The sequence below is a fragment of the Paracoccus isoporae genome (assembly GCF_900101865.1).
GTDB lineage: Bacteria > Pseudomonadota > Alphaproteobacteria > Rhodobacterales > Rhodobacteraceae > Paracoccus > Paracoccus isoporae.
The window spans coordinates 16,750-31,472 of record NZ_FNAH01000012.1; the positions used below are offsets into that span (position 1 = coordinate 16,750).

General features: G+C 60.8%; 17 protein-coding genes and 1 pseudogene. 16 read left to right on the top strand and 2 right to left on the bottom strand.

Annotated elements, in window-relative coordinates; all coding sequences use genetic code 11:
- The first annotated feature begins 19 nt into the window (after positions 1-19).
- From BLT73_RS17390 to BLT73_RS17400, 16 genes are all read left to right on the top strand, one after another.
- Positions 20-661 (top strand): lytic transglycosylase domain-containing protein, encoded by a 642-nt coding sequence (locus BLT73_RS17390; protein WP_245727358.1) that lies wholly within the window; start codon positions 20-22, stop codon positions 659-661.
- Between the two features lie 11 nt (positions 662-672).
- Positions 673-981 (top strand): TrbC/VirB2 family protein, encoded by a 309-nt coding sequence (locus BLT73_RS15015; RefSeq protein WP_176805129.1) that lies wholly within the window; start codon positions 673-675, stop codon positions 979-981.
- Positions 981-1,259: a VirB3 family type IV secretion system protein gene (locus BLT73_RS15020; protein WP_090525137.1), complete on the top strand. Its 279-nt coding sequence runs from the start codon at positions 981-983 to the stop codon at positions 1,257-1,259. The genes BLT73_RS15015 and BLT73_RS15020 overlap by 1 nt, the downstream gene beginning before the upstream one ends.
- Positions 1,252-3,615 (top strand): VirB4 family type IV secretion/conjugal transfer ATPase, encoded by a 2,364-nt coding sequence (locus BLT73_RS15025; RefSeq protein WP_090525139.1) that lies wholly within the window; start codon positions 1,252-1,254, stop codon positions 3,613-3,615. Before BLT73_RS15020 ends, BLT73_RS15025 begins: the two co-directional genes overlap by 8 nt.
- Position 3,616: 1 nt before the next feature.
- Positions 3,617-3,766, top strand: a complete 150-nt coding sequence (locus BLT73_RS17395; RefSeq protein ID WP_156116963.1) for a hypothetical protein — start codon at positions 3,617-3,619, stop codon at positions 3,764-3,766.
- A gap of 31 nt (positions 3,767-3,797) precedes the next feature.
- Complete coding sequence (locus BLT73_RS15030; protein WP_176805131.1) at positions 3,798-4,910, top strand: lytic transglycosylase domain-containing protein; 1,113 nt, start codon at positions 3,798-3,800, stop codon at positions 4,908-4,910.
- Complete coding sequence (locus tag BLT73_RS15035; RefSeq protein WP_090525144.1) at positions 4,907-5,698, top strand: type IV secretion system protein; 792 nt, start codon at positions 4,907-4,909, stop codon at positions 5,696-5,698. The genes BLT73_RS15030 and BLT73_RS15035 overlap by 4 nt, the downstream gene beginning before the upstream one ends.
- Position 5,699: 1 nt before the next feature.
- Positions 5,700-6,275 (top strand): hypothetical protein, encoded by a 576-nt coding sequence (locus BLT73_RS15040; RefSeq protein ID WP_090525147.1) that lies wholly within the window; start codon positions 5,700-5,702, stop codon positions 6,273-6,275.
- Positions 6,275-7,306 (top strand): TrbL/VirB6 family protein, encoded by a 1,032-nt coding sequence (locus tag BLT73_RS15045; RefSeq protein ID WP_090525148.1) that lies wholly within the window; start codon positions 6,275-6,277, stop codon positions 7,304-7,306. Before BLT73_RS15040 ends, BLT73_RS15045 begins: the two co-directional genes overlap by 1 nt.
- Before the next feature lie 50 nt (positions 7,307-7,356).
- Entirely contained in the window at positions 7,357-8,028 is a 672-nt protein-coding gene (locus BLT73_RS15050; protein ID WP_176805133.1) for a VirB8 family type IV secretion system protein, read from the top strand.
- Positions 8,028-8,759: a TrbG/VirB9 family P-type conjugative transfer protein gene (locus BLT73_RS15055; protein WP_090525152.1), complete on the top strand. Its 732-nt coding sequence runs from the start codon at positions 8,028-8,030 to the stop codon at positions 8,757-8,759. The genes BLT73_RS15050 and BLT73_RS15055 overlap by 1 nt, the downstream gene beginning before the upstream one ends.
- A 79-nt stretch (positions 8,760-8,838) precedes the next feature.
- Positions 8,839-10,092, top strand: coding sequence for a TraB/TrbI/VirB10 family type IV secretion system protein (locus tag BLT73_RS15060; protein WP_176805135.1), 1,254 nt, complete (start codon positions 8,839-8,841; stop codon positions 10,090-10,092).
- On the top strand, positions 10,092-11,096 hold the full coding sequence (locus BLT73_RS15065) for an ATPase, T2SS/T4P/T4SS family (protein WP_090525156.1): 1,005 nt from the start codon (positions 10,092-10,094) through the stop codon (positions 11,094-11,096). The genes BLT73_RS15060 and BLT73_RS15065 overlap by 1 nt, the downstream gene beginning before the upstream one ends.
- A 66-nt stretch (positions 11,097-11,162) precedes the next feature.
- Positions 11,163-11,576 (top strand): hypothetical protein, encoded by a 414-nt coding sequence (locus BLT73_RS15070; protein ID WP_090525158.1) that lies wholly within the window; start codon positions 11,163-11,165, stop codon positions 11,574-11,576.
- Between the two features lie 11 nt (positions 11,577-11,587).
- The gene (locus tag BLT73_RS15075; RefSeq protein WP_090525161.1) at positions 11,588-13,510 is read left to right on the top strand and encodes a type IV secretory system conjugative DNA transfer family protein; all 1,923 of its coding nucleotides are present in this window, start codon (positions 11,588-11,590) and stop codon (positions 13,508-13,510) included.
- Positions 13,511-13,634: 124 nt separating this feature from the next.
- A complete protein-coding gene (locus tag BLT73_RS17400; protein ID WP_176805125.1) occupies positions 13,635-13,784 on the top strand; it encodes a hypothetical protein in 150 nt (49 codons plus the stop codon).
- Here BLT73_RS17400 and BLT73_RS15080 read toward each other — a convergent pair.
- Positions 13,718-14,023, bottom strand: a pseudogene (locus tag BLT73_RS15080) (ISKra4 family transposase); the annotation flags it as partial. The gene BLT73_RS17400 and the pseudogene BLT73_RS15080 sit on opposite strands and share 67 nt — an antisense overlap.
- A 210-nt stretch (positions 14,024-14,233) precedes the next feature.
- The gene (locus tag BLT73_RS15085; RefSeq protein WP_090525163.1) at positions 14,234-14,722 is read right to left on the bottom strand and encodes a YciE/YciF ferroxidase family protein; all 489 of its coding nucleotides are present in this window, start codon (positions 14,720-14,722) and stop codon (positions 14,234-14,236) included.
- Position 14,723: the final 1 nt, after the last annotated feature.

Below are 14,723 nucleotides of genomic sequence, written 5' to 3' on the forward strand. Positions count from 1 at the left end.
CTCCCTGCTGCTGGCGGCGGTGGCTCAGGCGGATGTGATCCGTTTCGGGTCCTCGTCCGGAAGCGAACAGGTGTCAGCGGATTCGCGACCGCGCGCCGTCTTTCGATACGATCAGCGTGGAAAGCTGGTCGTGCCTCCGAAGCCCGAAGAAGCATCTGCCGACGAGCTTGAGCCTGAGGGCGTTTCAACATCGGGCCAGATGAATTTCGTCGCGTCGCGCGGGGCGATCGGCGACTATTCGACACCGCAGGAAGGGGCGCGCGCGACGGCGGCGAGATATCAGAACCACCCAGCAATTGCAGCCGCCGGTTTGACCCGTGCGGAATGGATGGCGCTGTTTCAGGCGATGATCTGGCAGGAATCGCGGTTTAACCCGAAGGCGGTCAGTCCGAAGGGTGCGCGTGGCTTGGCGCAGCTGATGCCCGGAACGGCCGCGCAGCTCGGCGTCGATCCGGGCGATCCGATGCAGAACCTGGATGGCGGCGCCCGCTATCTGCTGATGCAGCTTGGCACGTTCAAATCTCCGACGCTGGCGCTCGCCGCCTATAACGCCGGTCCCGGCGCCGTCCAGAAGTACGGCGGCGTCCCGCCGTATCGCGAAACAAGAAATTACGTGGTGACGATCCTGTCGCACCACGCCCGATTGATGGCAGCAAAATGAAAGGATTTGCCATGACGAAGTTGAATTTCACGCAATTGACGCGGTGTATGTTGCTGGTGGCGCTTTTTGGTCTGGCTGGTGCGGATGCCATGGCTCAGCAGGTCCAGTTCAGCAAAATCGACACGCTCGGAACGAGCTTTCTGACTTGGCTCAAGGGCAATCCCATCACGATCTTCTTCACAGTGGCCCTGATCGTGACCGGGCTCCTGGCCGCCTTCAACCGCATCAGCTGGATGTGGGTTCTGATGATCTGCGTTGGCGCATTCTTCGCATTCGGAGCGACCAACATCGTCACGCAGCTGAAGGCGGTATTCACCTGATGAGCGAGAGAACCCCCGTCATTCTCGGGCTTTCGAGGCAGGCCAATCTTGCTGGCCTGCCCATGCCCTATACGCTGGCGGTCGGGGCGTTGATCATGTTGCCCTTCATCTGGTTCAAGTGGATGCCATGGCTGCTTACCGGCTTGTTCTGGTATCCGGCTGCCCGCGTCGCCGCGATCATCAACCCACACGGCCATCGTGTGCTGGCCGTCATTTTTCAGCGGACGCCGCCGAAGCTGGCGGCCACCAGGGAAAAGAGGGTGCGTCGCTATGTTTAACGCCCGCGACATGAACGAATTGAGCGAACGTGCGCGGGCGGTCCTGCCGGCCGACATGAAGCTCTTCCGGCACATGCCCTATGTCCTGGAAGTCGATGACGAAACGATCCGAACCCGCGAAAATGGTCTGATGATGGCCATGGAAGTGACCGGCATCGACGGCACGACCAGTTCGGACGGCGATATCCGCGAATTGCGGCGGGCGTTTGCACATGTCCTCGACGGGCTTGACGAACGCTTCACGATCTATGTCCACCGGATGATGCGCCCTGCCGAGTTCGGATTGAAGCTGATCCGTGGCGACGGATTTGCGGCAGATGTGGATCGTGCCTGGCAGGCGCATCTGGCCAGCAGGAACCTGCATGATTTCGTGCTGGTGCTGACGATCGTTCGCAACCAGGTGCAGCCCTTGCGGGTGCCGCTCTTCGGGAAGGCGGCCAACCGCCTTCTCGACAATAATACGGCCAAGCGGCTGCACGAATTGCGTGAGGTTGTGTCGATCATCGAGACAAGCCTTGCGGTTCGCACGCGCCGGTTGAAGATCGGTGACGGAAGCCTTCTTGGCTTCCTGTCGGCCATCAACACGGCGGTTCTGCGCAAGGAATATCGTGGATCGCGGACCATGATCGCCGAGGATGTGTCGAATATCGCCGTGGCTTTCGATCCGAACAGGGGATCGATGAAGATCGAGGAAGGTTTCGACCGGCCGCGATATGCGGCGACGCTGGCGATCTGGAAATACAGTGAAACTACCTGGCCGGGAATGCTCGACGCGCTCGACACCTCGATTGACACGGTGATCTGCCATTCCTTCACACCGGTCGCCAATCACAAGATTTCGGGACGGGTGAAGCGCCGCGTCAACCAGATCCGTGCCGCTGGCGATCTGGTGCCGACGATCGAGGCGCAACTGCTTCAGGCCGCCGATGACGTGGAGACCGGAAAACTCGGGATCGGCGCGCATCAGCTGTCGATCACGATCTTCGCGGACAGCGAAGCGGAACTGGATGCCCGCGTGTCGCATATCCGCGGCATCGCCGAGCGGATGAAGGTGACGCTGACGCGAACAATGCGTGCGCAGGAGGCTACCTTCTTCGCACAGCACCCCGGCAACCAGGACTATCAGTGCTTTGAAATGGCCGTCAGCACGGTCACATTCGCCGACATGGCGTCACTGCACATGGAAGATGCCGGCACACCGGCGGAGGGTTTGCCCTGGCAGACGCCGATCACGGTGATGGAGACAGCTGGTGGCTGCGCGCATCGCTTCAGCTGGCACAAGCCCGGCAAGCCCGCGCCCGCCGACCCGACGCTTGGACACACGCTGGTTCTCGGCCCGTCCGATGCGGGTAAATCGACGACGATGGCATTCCTGGCAACACAGGCGATGCGGGCCGGTATCCGACTCATCCTCTTCGACAAAGACAAGGCATTGCGCCCGGTGGTGACGGCACTTGGGGGCCACTATGCGGAGATCCTTGCCGGTCAGCCGACCGGGTTGAACCCGCTTTTGACGGAAAGCGGCCCGCGTGGCGAGGCCTGGCAGATGGACTGGCTGTCAACGCTGGTAGAACGGGGTGGTAAAAAGCTGGACGCTTGGCAGTCCGAGGCGCTGAAATCGGCGATTCGGCAGAATGGACAGGCCCCGGCCGAGCTTCGGGACTTCCGGCATTTCCAGGACCTGATCGGCGATGTGAACGATGGCCGCAACCTGGCCATGCGGATCGGTGAATGGGGACCATTGGGACGTTATGGCTGGGTTTTCGGCGAAGCGGATCGCCCGATTATCGATTTCGAGGGAGCGGGTAATGTGCTTGGGATCGATCTGACGGAGATCCTGGACCTGCCGATCGAGCGCACGGCGGTGCTGAGCTACATCTTCCGACGCCTGGAACTCATGTTCGAGGATCATATACCGACTGCCCTGCTGATCGATGAGGCCAGCCGGGTGATGGATGACGAATATTTCTCGCTGCGGGTTCCGAAATGGCTGCCGACCGTGCGGAAACAGAACGTCCTGATGTTTCTGATGACGCAGTTCCCAAGCCAGATCCGGGACAGCAAGGCAAAGTCGATCCTCGAAGGCCTACCGAACCGGATGCTGTTTCCGAACAGCCGCGCGACCGAGCGGGACTATGACGGCTATGGCCTGACCGAGAACCAGATCGGCTTTCTGCTGAATGGATCGCGCGGACAGCGCGAAGTGCTGTTCAATGGTCATACCGGCTCGACAGTGCTGAATGCCGATCTGTCCGCATTGGGGCCGCTCCTGGCCGCGCTTGGCAGCGATACTGCCGCGAAACAGGCTTTTGGCGATGATTACGCAACAAGACCGAATTTCTGGAGGACCGAATAAGATGACGAAGGCAATTATCCTGCTTCTGACCGCCCTGCCGCTGCTGGCGGCCTGTGGCGAGACGCCGATCAAGAAATCGAACTGCTGGTCCAGCATGGCCCTGCTTCCGTCCGACGATTGCGATTTCCGCTATGTTCCTGCGGCGAAGTGATCAGACCGGCAGGCGGGCAACCTGTCTGCTGATGGCGGCCAGCGTGGCTGCGGCACCGCTTGCGGTGCTGGCCCAGGGTGTGCCCGATATCGACGCCAAGGGCATTCTCGCCATCATCCTGCAACTCGACACCGGCCATGAGACCAGGACTGCGGAGATCGAGGAAACTGCGCGGCAGACGGAGCTTCTGGCGCGGGAAGAGGAACAGCTGGCGGCACTCGATGGCACGCTGGAACTGCTGACCGGCACCAGTGCCTTCATTCCGGGTCTGGAAGAGGGCGGCGGCGCTGGCGGCGCCTATGCGGCCTCGACGGTCTATGCGATCGACGACAATAACCCCTATGTTGATCGGATCATGGGCGATGCGCCCGTGACGATCGAGCAGATGATCGCGGAGACGGCCATCAAGTTCGGCGGCCATCCTGCCCTTGGCCGGGCAGGCATCAACGCGGTCGAGTTCCGTTGCTGGTTCCAGGCATTGGTGAAGCAGGAATCGAATTTCTCCATCGGCGCGAAAAGCCCGAAGGCAGCCTTCGGGCTCACGCAGATCATCCCCGGCACGGCGCAATATCTCGGTATCTATCCGGCCTATTACGACGATCCGCGCCTGCAACTGGACGGCGGGGCGCGATACCTGTTGGAACAGCTGGGCAAGTTCGGCTCGATGGAACTGGCGCTTGCCGCCTATAATGCCGGTCCCGGCGCGGTCCAAAAATACAATGGCATCCCGCCTTACAAGGAAACGCAGGAATATGTGCGCAAGATCAGCGGTTATTACAGCCGCTATGCCGCGCGCATGGGCGGCGCGGCAGATGCGATCGGGACGCTCGATCCCAGGGATCTGGCGATTGCCGAAGGCTCGAACCTGTCGGATGCCGGGACGCATTACGCCGCCTGGTCAATGGACATGATGACCGCTTCCGCCACGCGGCTGCGGTCTATCCTCAGCCAGATCGAGGGCACGGGGTCGGTCAAGGAAGCGATGGATCTTAATACCTATGCGCGGGGCGAGGTCGCGCGGATGGGCAATATCCTGATCCGGCTGATGGCGACGCGCCAGAAGATCGAGGCGGCCAGGAATGCGCTGCTGATCCAGGCCTATATCGAGGACGAGAAATATTTGCAGGTGAGGTTGGAACAATGATTTTGACGAAGATGAAACTCGGCCTGACCGTGCTGGCGATCATGGCCGCGCCGACAGCCTTCGGCCAGGGCGTGCCGACGATCGATGTGACCAGCATTGCAAAGCTTCAGGAAATGATCGCCGAGCAGAAGCTTCAGCTGCGCGAACAGATCGCGCAGAATGTGAAGCTGGATGAGCAGACGCTGAAACTGGTCGAGCAGATCAGGACGCTGGAAGCGCAGCTCGACGCGCTGCGCAACGGATTGAGCCTGGCCGATCTCGGCCTCGATCCGGCCAGTTTCCTCCGCGATATCCTGCCTGACTTCTCGGACCTGTCGCAATCGCTCGATGCGGCCAAGGCGGGCAACTGGTCCGGCGTGCTAGCAAATGCCAGCCAGATCGGCGGCACCAGTGTCAGCGGATATGTGGACAAGACCTTCGAGCAATCCGGCATCGAGCGCAGCGATGTGGATGCGCTGGCAAGCAGCGACGATCCGTCTGCGGCGCGGATCGGCAACCAGGCCAATGTCGGCGCTTTCATGTCGGTGGCGGCGGAAAGTTCGTCGCAGGCGGCACGGGAAAGCCTGACGCGGATGGACGGCTTCATGCAGCAGATTGGCGACACGACGAACCTGAAGGAAGCCATCGATCTGAATACGCGCGTCACCGGCGAGCTCGGGATCGCGATGGCGAATATCTGGGCGATGGAGGCGGTGCAGACTGTCAGCCTTGGCGAAGCCGGGATCATGGATGCCGCGACCGCCGCCGATGAAGAGAAATACCTGACCATCAAGCTGCCGGAGGATTGAGATGAAAAAGCGCATGATCCTGGGCGGAACTGCCGTCCTTGCCGTTTTGGCCGCCGTGGCGGTGGCGCAGATGCGGCCGGGCGAGACGCCCGCACCCGAGGGCCTGGTGACCCAGGCTGACGACAATCCCTTTGCCGGGCTGGACGAGATTTTCAACGAGCCCGGTCCCGATCTCGGGATGACGGAAGAGGAAGTGCAGGCCGAGGACGATTACCTGCGCATGTCGCCGCCGGCGGGCGAGACCGGCGATGTGCCCGAGGCACTGACCGAGAACGTGCTTTACGAGACCTGCGACAAGGTGCCGGAGGTGAACTCGGCTGATTATCAGGCGAAAAGCGAGGATGGTTACGCTTCGCGCATGATCTATAGCTATGTATTGATGCGTCATACGCTGGACAGCCGGGACTGCACCTGCACGGGCAAGGTCGCGCCCTTCGCCGAGGTCCAAAAGATCAAGGATCAGATCGCCGCTGAACATGGCGAGGACTGGAACCGGTATCAATTTGGAGACGACTACTTCGACCAGTCGCGCAAGCTGCGCGATGAGGTCGAGGCGATGTGCGGGGGGAAATTCTGATGGGCATTGTCACCGATATTTTGACCACCATCGACACCAGTGTCATAACCGCCGGAGAACGCTTCTTCGAGGCGACCGCTGCCGGGATGCTGCCGGTGATGACCATCGTCTGCACGATCCTGCTGGTGCTGGTCGGCATGAACATGGCCATCGGCTATTACCAGATGAACGCGCGGGATTCGATCCAGCTCGCGGTGCGGATCATCCTTGTCTATTTCTTCGCCTTCAGCTGGTCGAATTTCGGGCCGATCTATGACGCTTTCGCCACGGCCAGCGGCGACATGGCCATGCGGTTCTTCGATGTTGCCGCGACCACCGGGGACAGCAGCACATATGCTGCTATGGATAAGTTTGCTACCCAAATGGCGGACACGGCCGACGGTGTGGCCAAGGCACAGGGCTCAATCGTTCGCGGCGTGCTCGGTGCCTTCTTCTTCGCGCTGCTGGCGCTGCTGATGGGCATCTATGTCCTCATCGTCGGTTTTGCCAAGATCATGCTGGCCTTCCTGATTGGCATAGCACCGATCGCCATGGTGGCGACAATCTTCGAGCGCACGAAGAACATGTTCGAAGCCTGGCTGAGCAGCTTCGTCGGCTATCTGATGTATCCGATTGCCGCCTCGTCGGTCATCGCAACCATTGTAGCCGTGGCTCGGCAACAGTTCGAACCTCAAGACAATGTGGACACGATCAGCCAGATCATTGGTTTCCTGGTTGTGGTTTTCGTCGGCATCTTCGCGCTGAAGGCAATCCCCTCGGCGGCGTCGAATATTACCGGCCATTTCCACCTGGCCAATATCACGCCGCAGGCGCTGCGCCTCGGACAGGGCGGGTTCGGCGTAGCGGCCCAGAATGTGCCGGGCGTGCAGAAAATCCGTGAGGCGGCGACCATCGCCAGCGCCGCGCGCGCCGGCACCTCGGACGATCCGCGAAAGCAGGCCCAGGACCGGGATCGCGAATTGCGCGAGCGCGGGGCGGCGATCCGCCTGAAATTCGACCAGATGCGGCTGCTGCGCGGCGGCAAGGACTGAGCAGACAAGGCCAAGAGCCAAATTCATGAGGTGAAATGATGACAGACCGCGTGTCTGAACAGAGGACGATTCTCGAAAGCGAGCTGATTTTCGGGGCAAGACGCAGCCTGCGGACGGCCTGGGGTGTGGCGATTTTCAGCAGCCTGATTGCGGTGGGCGAGCTGACCGCCCTTGTCATGTTGCTGCCGCTGAAGGAGACGCAGGCTTACCTGACAATCGTGGACCGCGACACCGGCATCGCCGAACGCGCGGTCGAGATCGAGAACGCGAGCATCGAACATGCGGATGCGGTCAAGCAGAGCCTCGTCTTCAATTACGTCATGGATCGCGAGACCTATGATGCCAATGATAACGAGCGGCGCATCCTGAAGGTCTATCGCCAGTCGGCCGGCATTGCGCAGCAAAGCGTGCGGGCGCTCTGGACCGAGGGCAATGCGGATTATCCGCCTGATCTCTATGGGGCGACGGGCAAGATTTCGATCGAGGTGCTGAGCGTCAACCCAATCGATGAAGACACGGCGCAGGTGCGCTTCACCAAGACGCTGAGCCGTCCGGGTGAAGATGACCGGATCGGCAATTTCTATGCGACCGTCACCTATCAGTTCGTGCCCACGCAGCAGTCGGCGGTCGAGCTGGTCTGGGAAAACCCCTTCGGCTTCACGGTGACGGATTATCGCGTGACGGCTGAATCGCTCGAAGCCCAGCAGGAAGGAGGCAACTGATGCTGAAATCGACCTATGGCGCGGCCGCTCTGGCTGCTTTCCTGGCCCTGCCGGGCCTTGTTCATGCCGAGGCGCGGCCCCAATCCGGCTCGCGCGACCATCGTGTGACCTATGCGACCTATCAGGAAGGCCAGGTCTATACCGTGCAGACGCGGGTGCGGAACGTGACGCTGATCGAGCTTGGTAATGGCGAACGCATCCAGTCGATCGCCATCGGCGACAGTGAAAGCTTCCAGATCGACAAACTGGAAGGCGCGAATGTCTTCACGGTGAAGCCGGTCATCCAGGGCGCTGCCACCAATATGACTGTCGAGACGAACCGGCGGTTCTATTTCATCAACCTGGTCGAAACCAGCCGCGGCACGCCCAGCTGGTCGGTGAAATTCACGGTGCCCGGCGAGGGCGGATCGACCCGCTCGGCGGGCGCTGCCCCCGCGACCGCTGCCGCGACCCTGCCGCCAATGCGCTATGCGGTCTCTCGCAAGGTCAATGGCGCGACCTTCGCGCCAACCGGCGTATCCGACGATGGCAACCGGACCTATTTTCAGATCCCGCCTGGTGCGCCGATGCCAAGTGTCTTCCGCGCTGATGGCAAGGGTCTCGAATATGCGGTCAACAGCACCACGAAAGGCACCGTCATCACGGTTGCCGGCCGCTCGGAACGGTGGGTGCTGCGCTATGGCGATCAATATGTCTGCGTGACCGGCTCGGCCGCACAGGCCGGGCTGTAAGGAGGTATCGATGGCGAATGAGAACGAGCAGAGCGGCATCGAGGAACGGTTGCAGCGCCTTCAGCGCAAGCCCGGACGGATGAACCGCTGGAAGCCCTGGGCAATCGGTGCCGGAACCTTCACCGCCGGCGCAGCTCTTGCCAGCTATGCGTTTATGACTGCGACAGATGCGCCGCCGCAAGGCACATCGCTGAACCTGCCCACATCGCAGGTGACTGACTTCCAGGACGGCAGCGGCCTCGATGGGTTCACCATCACCCGGCCTCGACCGGAGCCGCAGGTGCCGGAAGCCCCGGCCACGCGCACGGAAACGGTGGAAGTGGTCGATCAGACGCGGATCGACGAACTGGCAGCACAGCTTGAAGGGTTGCAGTTGAAGCTGACGGAGGGCGATACTGCCCGCGAAGAGCTTCTGGCCGAAATGGAGCAGCTGAAGGGCGATGCGGCACTGAAGGACGAGGCTCTTGCCGAGGCCGAGCGGGAAATGCTGCGGCTGCAATCGCAACTGGAAACCCAGGACCAGCTTTTTGGCGAACAGGATGCCGCCGCCGCACTTGAGGCGCAGCGCAGGGCTGAATACGAGGCTCGCCGTGCCGAAGAGGAAGCACGCCGGCAAGCGCAGATCGCCTCGCCCATGGTGGCCTTCCGGGCCAGCGGCGGTTCTGGAGCGGCATCGGGCGAAGGCGGCGAGACACGCGATTATGCGGCCGGAGACAAGTTCCTGCGAGCCGGGGCGAACAAGGCGCGGGTGACGCAGAGCGAGGTCATCGGCAGCCCTTCGAACACCATTATCCAGGGCACGCTGATCGAAGCGACGCTGGAAACGGCGATCAGCAGCCAGTTGCCCGGCAATGTCGCGGCCAATGTCAGCTATGATGTCTGGTCGATGGACATGAGCCAGGTGCTGATTCCGCGAGGCTCGAAGCTCTATGGCCGCTATAACTCACAGATCGAGCGCGGACAGCGCCGGGTGATGATTGCCTGGGACCGGCTGGTCACGTCCGATGGTCAATCCGTGCAGCTGGAAGGCTATGGCACAGACCGCATCGGTCGCGCGGGTATGACCGGCAAGGTCAACAATCACACGCTGGCCCGCTTCGGATCGGCTGCGGCCGTGTCGATCATCGGTGCGCTGCCGGACATTGCCGTCGCCAGTATCGAAGAAAATGGCGGCAGCGAAACCACGCGCGATACCGTTGAGAGCATCGGCCAGGATGCTTCTCACGCCCTGGATAATGTCATGGCCGAATATCTCGACATTCCGGCGACGATTTCGGTCGATCAGGGCGCAGTGGTCATGGTTCGTGTCAATACCGATCTGGAAATGTTCTGATGGCTGGCTATCTCGATCATTACCTGAAGCGCCTCGATATGATCCTGGGCGACCCTCTGACGATCGAACTGGCGATCAATGGCGATGCCGGTCTCTGGGTTGAAAAGGCCGGATCGGCTCATATGAGCCGCTTCGACGGGATCAGCCTGAATCGATCGGAAGTGACCGATCTGGCCGGACAGATCGCGCGATCCGCCGAGCAGCCGCTGACGGCTTTGTCGCCGATGATTTCCACAACGGTGCCTTATGGCGGGGCGACGCTGCGGGTGCAGGCGATCATCGCGCCGGCGGCTTTCGGCGGGACGATCCTGTCGTTCAGGGTCTTCCGGCAGCGTCTGCCAACCGAGGAACCGAAGAAATTCGGATTTCTCCGGCAGCAGGGAATTTCGCTGGAAACAGACCGTCTGGCGAAGATCGAGGAAATTCAGCGGATCGCATCCGATCTGGGCGTTGGCGGTGATGCAGATGCTGTGCTGAAGGCCTGCGTCGCTATGAAGCTGAACATGATCGTGTCCGGACCGACCTCGGCAGGCAAGACGGAATTGGCGCGTCGGCTGATGTGGATGATCCCCGACGAGGAACGGCTGGTGCTGATCGAGGATTCAGCGGAGGCGCTGCCGCACCAGCCGAACCATGTCAGCCTGATCGCCGAGCGCAATGACGCCTCGGCGCGTTCAGCGGATAAGCTTCTCCAGGCGACGCTCCGTCTGCGACCGGACAGGATCATCCTGGGCGAAGTGCGCGGCGGGGAAGCCGCAACCTTCCTTGGCGCGATCAATACCGGCCATGAGGGCAGTTTCACGACACTGCACGCGGCCAGCGGCCGCAAGGCGATGGACAAGATGGCGCTCCTGGTGATGAACACCGGCACCCAACTGAACTATGGCGAGATCCTGCGCTATCTGCGCGGCTCGATCGATGCGGTGATCCAGACCGGCCGGGAAGGCGAGGCGCGCGGCATCATGGAAGTCTATTTCCCTGCCCTGGATGACGATCTGCTCTGAATTGTTCCCGTTCGACCACCGGCCTGTTTCGTCCATGCGCCGCAACCAGATTTGAAGGAGTCATAGATGGATAAAGATATTGAAAGCCTGGCCGCGCGGCAGCGGGAGGCATTGGCCGAGGGCCGCGCGGCGGAAAAGGCGGGACAGCCCGTCATCTACATTCACGGCCGCCCTTACGCAGACCCGGCTGGCGAAGCCTTTGCGTCCAGTGAAGACAATCGTCCGCCGGTGAAGCTCGCAACACAGAATGACGGCAGTGAGCGCCTGCGGGACATCGAGTCTGACAATGCGTCGATGATGATGACGCTGGTTCAGAGCACCGCTGAGAACATGGCCTTCATCCGCAAGAATCTCTCACAACTCGCTGAACGGGATTGCGGGGCCGTCGAGGCCGCCTATGGTCGTATTCTTGCCGAGGCTGCCGCAGACCAGCGGCACAGCCTTTATCCGGGGAAGCGCGAACTGGACATGGATCTTTAGGAGGCCGGCATATGAACCGGACATTGATCGCCCTGCCTTTCGGCATCATCAGCGGTGCTATCATCGGCCTTATGCTTGGGGGCATGTGGGTCCAGCATCAACTCGGTGCCAATGCCGCCTCTGCCGACATGTTCATTCTTGTGAAGCAGTTTCCGGGCTTGTCGCGCAGCATGACGCAACCCTGGTTGACTGGTTATCAGATCGCCGGAGCGGCCCTGGTCGCGACGGTACTTTTCACGCTGGCGCTGTCCTTTACTCAGAAACTTACCCAATACGGCAAGGCGCATTTCCAGTCTTCGGCCGAGATCAGGAAGAATGGCCTCTTGCAGATGATCGGCGGCGGTCTGGTTTTTGCTCGCCTCGGCACGTATAGTATCCTTGGCCGCATCCTGGGCCGGTTTCGGTTTATCGCCTCGAACTGGGACAAGTTTCCGCATTGCCTCGTCGTAGCGCCGACGCGGGCGGGCAAGGGCGTCGGCTACGTCATTCCGAATACGCTGTTATTCCCCGGCAGCTGCGTCATCCTCGATGTGAAGGGCGAAATCTTCGAGGCCACCTCCCGCCACCGCCAGCGCCAAGGTGACGAGATCTTCTATTTCGCGCCCTTCGACTTCGAGCATCACTCGCATCGCTACAATCCGCTGGAACGCATCGCTGCCCTGAAGAACACTGATCAGCAGTTCACCGAATTGAGCAAACTGTCGACCTATTTCCTGACCACCAGCGAGAAGGGCGGGGCGGCGGATTTCATCGTCGGCGCAAGGGAATTGTTCGTCGCCGGTGGGATGCTCGCCATCGAGCGCGGAAAGCCGACCATCGGGGAAATTACCCGCGTCCTCTTCGGCGGTGCCGACAAGTCCGAGGAATACAAGCTGCGCGCAGCAGAGGCCCGCCACCAGCAGACCAGGGATATTTTCACGGATTTCAGCGGCTATGCTGACCGCACCCTGTCCTCCTATGTGTCGGTCCTGAAGGGCGCGGGCCTAGGTCTCTGGGTGAACCCGAAGGTCGATCGCGTCACCAGCGGCAATGACTTCAGCTGGTCGACACTCCGGATGAAGCCCCAATCCGTCTATATCGTCGTCAACAGCGACGATATCACCACCCTCGCACCGCTGATGCGCCTGCTGTTCGGTGAATTGATCGCCACCCTGAGGTCGTCGCTGCCGAACCCGAAAACCGAGCCCTGGCCGGTGCAGATCATCCTCGACGAGTTCGACCAGTTGGGCAAGATGCCCATCGTCGTCCAGTCGCTGAAGCAGCTGGCTGGGCACGGCGGGCGCGTGTCGATCATCACGCAGTCCATCCCCGGTCTCGACAATATCTATGGCGAAAATGATCGCCTGTCGGTCGAATCTGCGGCAGGGATGAAGCTCTTCATCAGTCCGAACGAGAAAAAGACCGCTGCCGAGGTTTCCGAGGCTCTGGGCAAGACAACCCGCCTTTCGGTCAGCGACAGCCTGTCCTCAGACGGCCGTGGCTTCCGCAGACGGTCCGTGTCGCGCCGGAACGAAGAGCGTCCGCTGATGAGCCCGGACGAGGTCAAGAAACTCGACGCCTCGAAGGTTATCCTGATCCCCGAACGGCAGAACCCGATCCTGGCTGATCGCATCGTCTATTACGAAGACCCCTATTTCTCGAAGATCATGGCGGCGCAGTCCGGACCGCTGCCCTATCCCGACGAGCGGCATCAGATCAGGTCGATGCGTCACGAGATCGAGAAGCTGCAAGGCCAGGTGGCGCAGTTCCGGCCGCTCGCCTATGCGCCGCCGGCAGGCATCACCGCAAAGGAGATCATCGCGGAGGTCGAGGCTGCCCAACCTGCCCTGACGGATGCCGAGGCACGGGAATCACTGCGGCCATCCGACAAGGAGGCCATCAGGAAAGCGTCGGATTTCAGGAAGAAGATGAAGGCGAAGGTTCCCATCGAATGACAGTCCCGGCCCTAAGCGGTCGCGCGAGCTTGTGAATGCATTCTGCGCTCGCAGCCCGCATTGCGGACATTGGCTTCCGTCTTCGGTGCTTCTATCTTCCAAGGAAGAACCAGGAGGTATTCACATGGAACGCGAACCCAACCTTGTCATCTCCAGCGCCTCCCAGCACGTTGTCGAGGATGGCGTGCCCTTCAAGGTGGATATCTACAAACTCGAAGGTGGGGACGGTTGGTCGCTGGAAGTCGTTACCGAAGACGTGATGTCCATTGTCTGAAGCCTTGGCCACTTCAACTGTATTCGCCCGAAAAGAGTGTCGAGAATTCGGCCTCGATCATCATGGATCGCGCGTTGTTCGGCACAGCCATCGCATTTCCTACGAGCCTCTATTGCTTCACCGACCTGATCTTGCACAATCGCTTCCTGCAACCGCCCCAACAAGGTTTTTGCGTCGTCGAGGAGAAGGCCCAAATTCTCGGAACAAAACTCGTCCGGCGCACGGTTAAGTCGAGCGATATTGCGCCTTTTGGTTTCTCCATCTTAAAGCGTCGTCTCGACAAAAATGCTTACGTCCATGGTGGGTCCCGCCTTGTTCCGAAACCTTACCCTACCACGTCGACCACCAGGTTTTGCCCACCCCCCAACCTTTCAGGTACGGCGTGGTTCCGGCCGTCAGATAGCGCGGGCAGGAAACCGCTTGGTGAAAGGAATGGACTTCAAGATCCGTCAGGCCATCGCATCCACGTTCCGCGAGCGTTCTGCCAGCTCGGTCATGAAATCGTCGGACCCGTAGATGTTGTCCAACGCTTCGTCGAGCTTGCGCGCCGCCTCATCATTGCCGAGTGCCTCGGCGAATGCCTTGGCCGTGCCGAACCCGGCGATGCCGTAATGGCACATGCGCTGGTATTGCGCGATGATCGCCACGTCGAGCGCGGCACCGCTCATGTCACTGTCGAGCGCGTGCTTCCTGGCCTCCTTCACGAGCCCTTCCATACCCTTGCAATGCTCTTTCTTCACATCGGCACCGGTGTCCTCGAGCACGGATTTCAGAAGGCGGGTATGCTGGTCGATCCCTTCCTTGGCGGAACTCAACCGGTCGGCCAGCTTGCTGTCGGATGCCTTGTCGGCCATCGCCGACACCACCTTCGACATCTGGTCGTTTGCGGACCAGAGATCCTGTAGTTCATCGATATAAAGGTCTTTCAACGTTGCCATC

Bases quoted from the DNA above. Each gene is read 5' to 3' on its own strand.
- BLT73_RS15070 (WP_090525158.1), top strand. From the start codon at position 11,163: ATGGATAAAGATATTGAAAGCCTGGCCGCGCGGCAGCGGGAGGCATTG.
- BLT73_RS15025 (WP_090525139.1), top strand. From the start codon at position 1,252: ATGTTTAACGCCCGCGACATGAACGAATTGAGCGAACGTGCGCGGGCG.
- BLT73_RS15015 (WP_176805129.1), top strand. From the start codon at position 673: ATGACGAAGTTGAATTTCACGCAATTGACGCGGTGTATGTTGCTGGTG.
- BLT73_RS17395 (WP_156116963.1), top strand. From the start codon at position 3,617: ATGACGAAGGCAATTATCCTGCTTCTGACCGCCCTGCCGCTGCTGGCG.
- BLT73_RS15085 (WP_090525163.1), bottom strand. From the start codon at position 14,722: ATGGCAACGTTGAAAGACCTTTATATCGATGAACTACAGGATCTCTGG.
- BLT73_RS15060 (WP_176805135.1), top strand. From the start codon at position 8,839: ATGAACCGCTGGAAGCCCTGGGCAATCGGTGCCGGAACCTTCACCGCC.
- BLT73_RS17400 (WP_176805125.1), top strand. From the start codon at position 13,635: ATGGAACGCGAACCCAACCTTGTCATCTCCAGCGCCTCCCAGCACGTT.
- BLT73_RS15040 (WP_090525147.1), top strand. From the start codon at position 5,700: ATGAAAAAGCGCATGATCCTGGGCGGAACTGCCGTCCTTGCCGTTTTG.
- BLT73_RS15020 (WP_090525137.1), top strand. From the start codon at position 981: ATGAGCGAGAGAACCCCCGTCATTCTCGGGCTTTCGAGGCAGGCCAAT.
- BLT73_RS15045 (WP_090525148.1), top strand. From the start codon at position 6,275: ATGGGCATTGTCACCGATATTTTGACCACCATCGACACCAGTGTCATA.
- BLT73_RS15030 (WP_176805131.1), top strand. From the start codon at position 3,798: ATGGCGGCCAGCGTGGCTGCGGCACCGCTTGCGGTGCTGGCCCAGGGT.
- BLT73_RS15065 (WP_090525156.1), top strand. From the start codon at position 10,092: ATGGCTGGCTATCTCGATCATTACCTGAAGCGCCTCGATATGATCCTG.
- BLT73_RS15035 (WP_090525144.1), top strand. From the start codon at position 4,907: ATGATTTTGACGAAGATGAAACTCGGCCTGACCGTGCTGGCGATCATG.
- BLT73_RS15075 (WP_090525161.1), top strand. From the start codon at position 11,588: ATGAACCGGACATTGATCGCCCTGCCTTTCGGCATCATCAGCGGTGCT.
- BLT73_RS15055 (WP_090525152.1), top strand. From the start codon at position 8,028: ATGCTGAAATCGACCTATGGCGCGGCCGCTCTGGCTGCTTTCCTGGCC.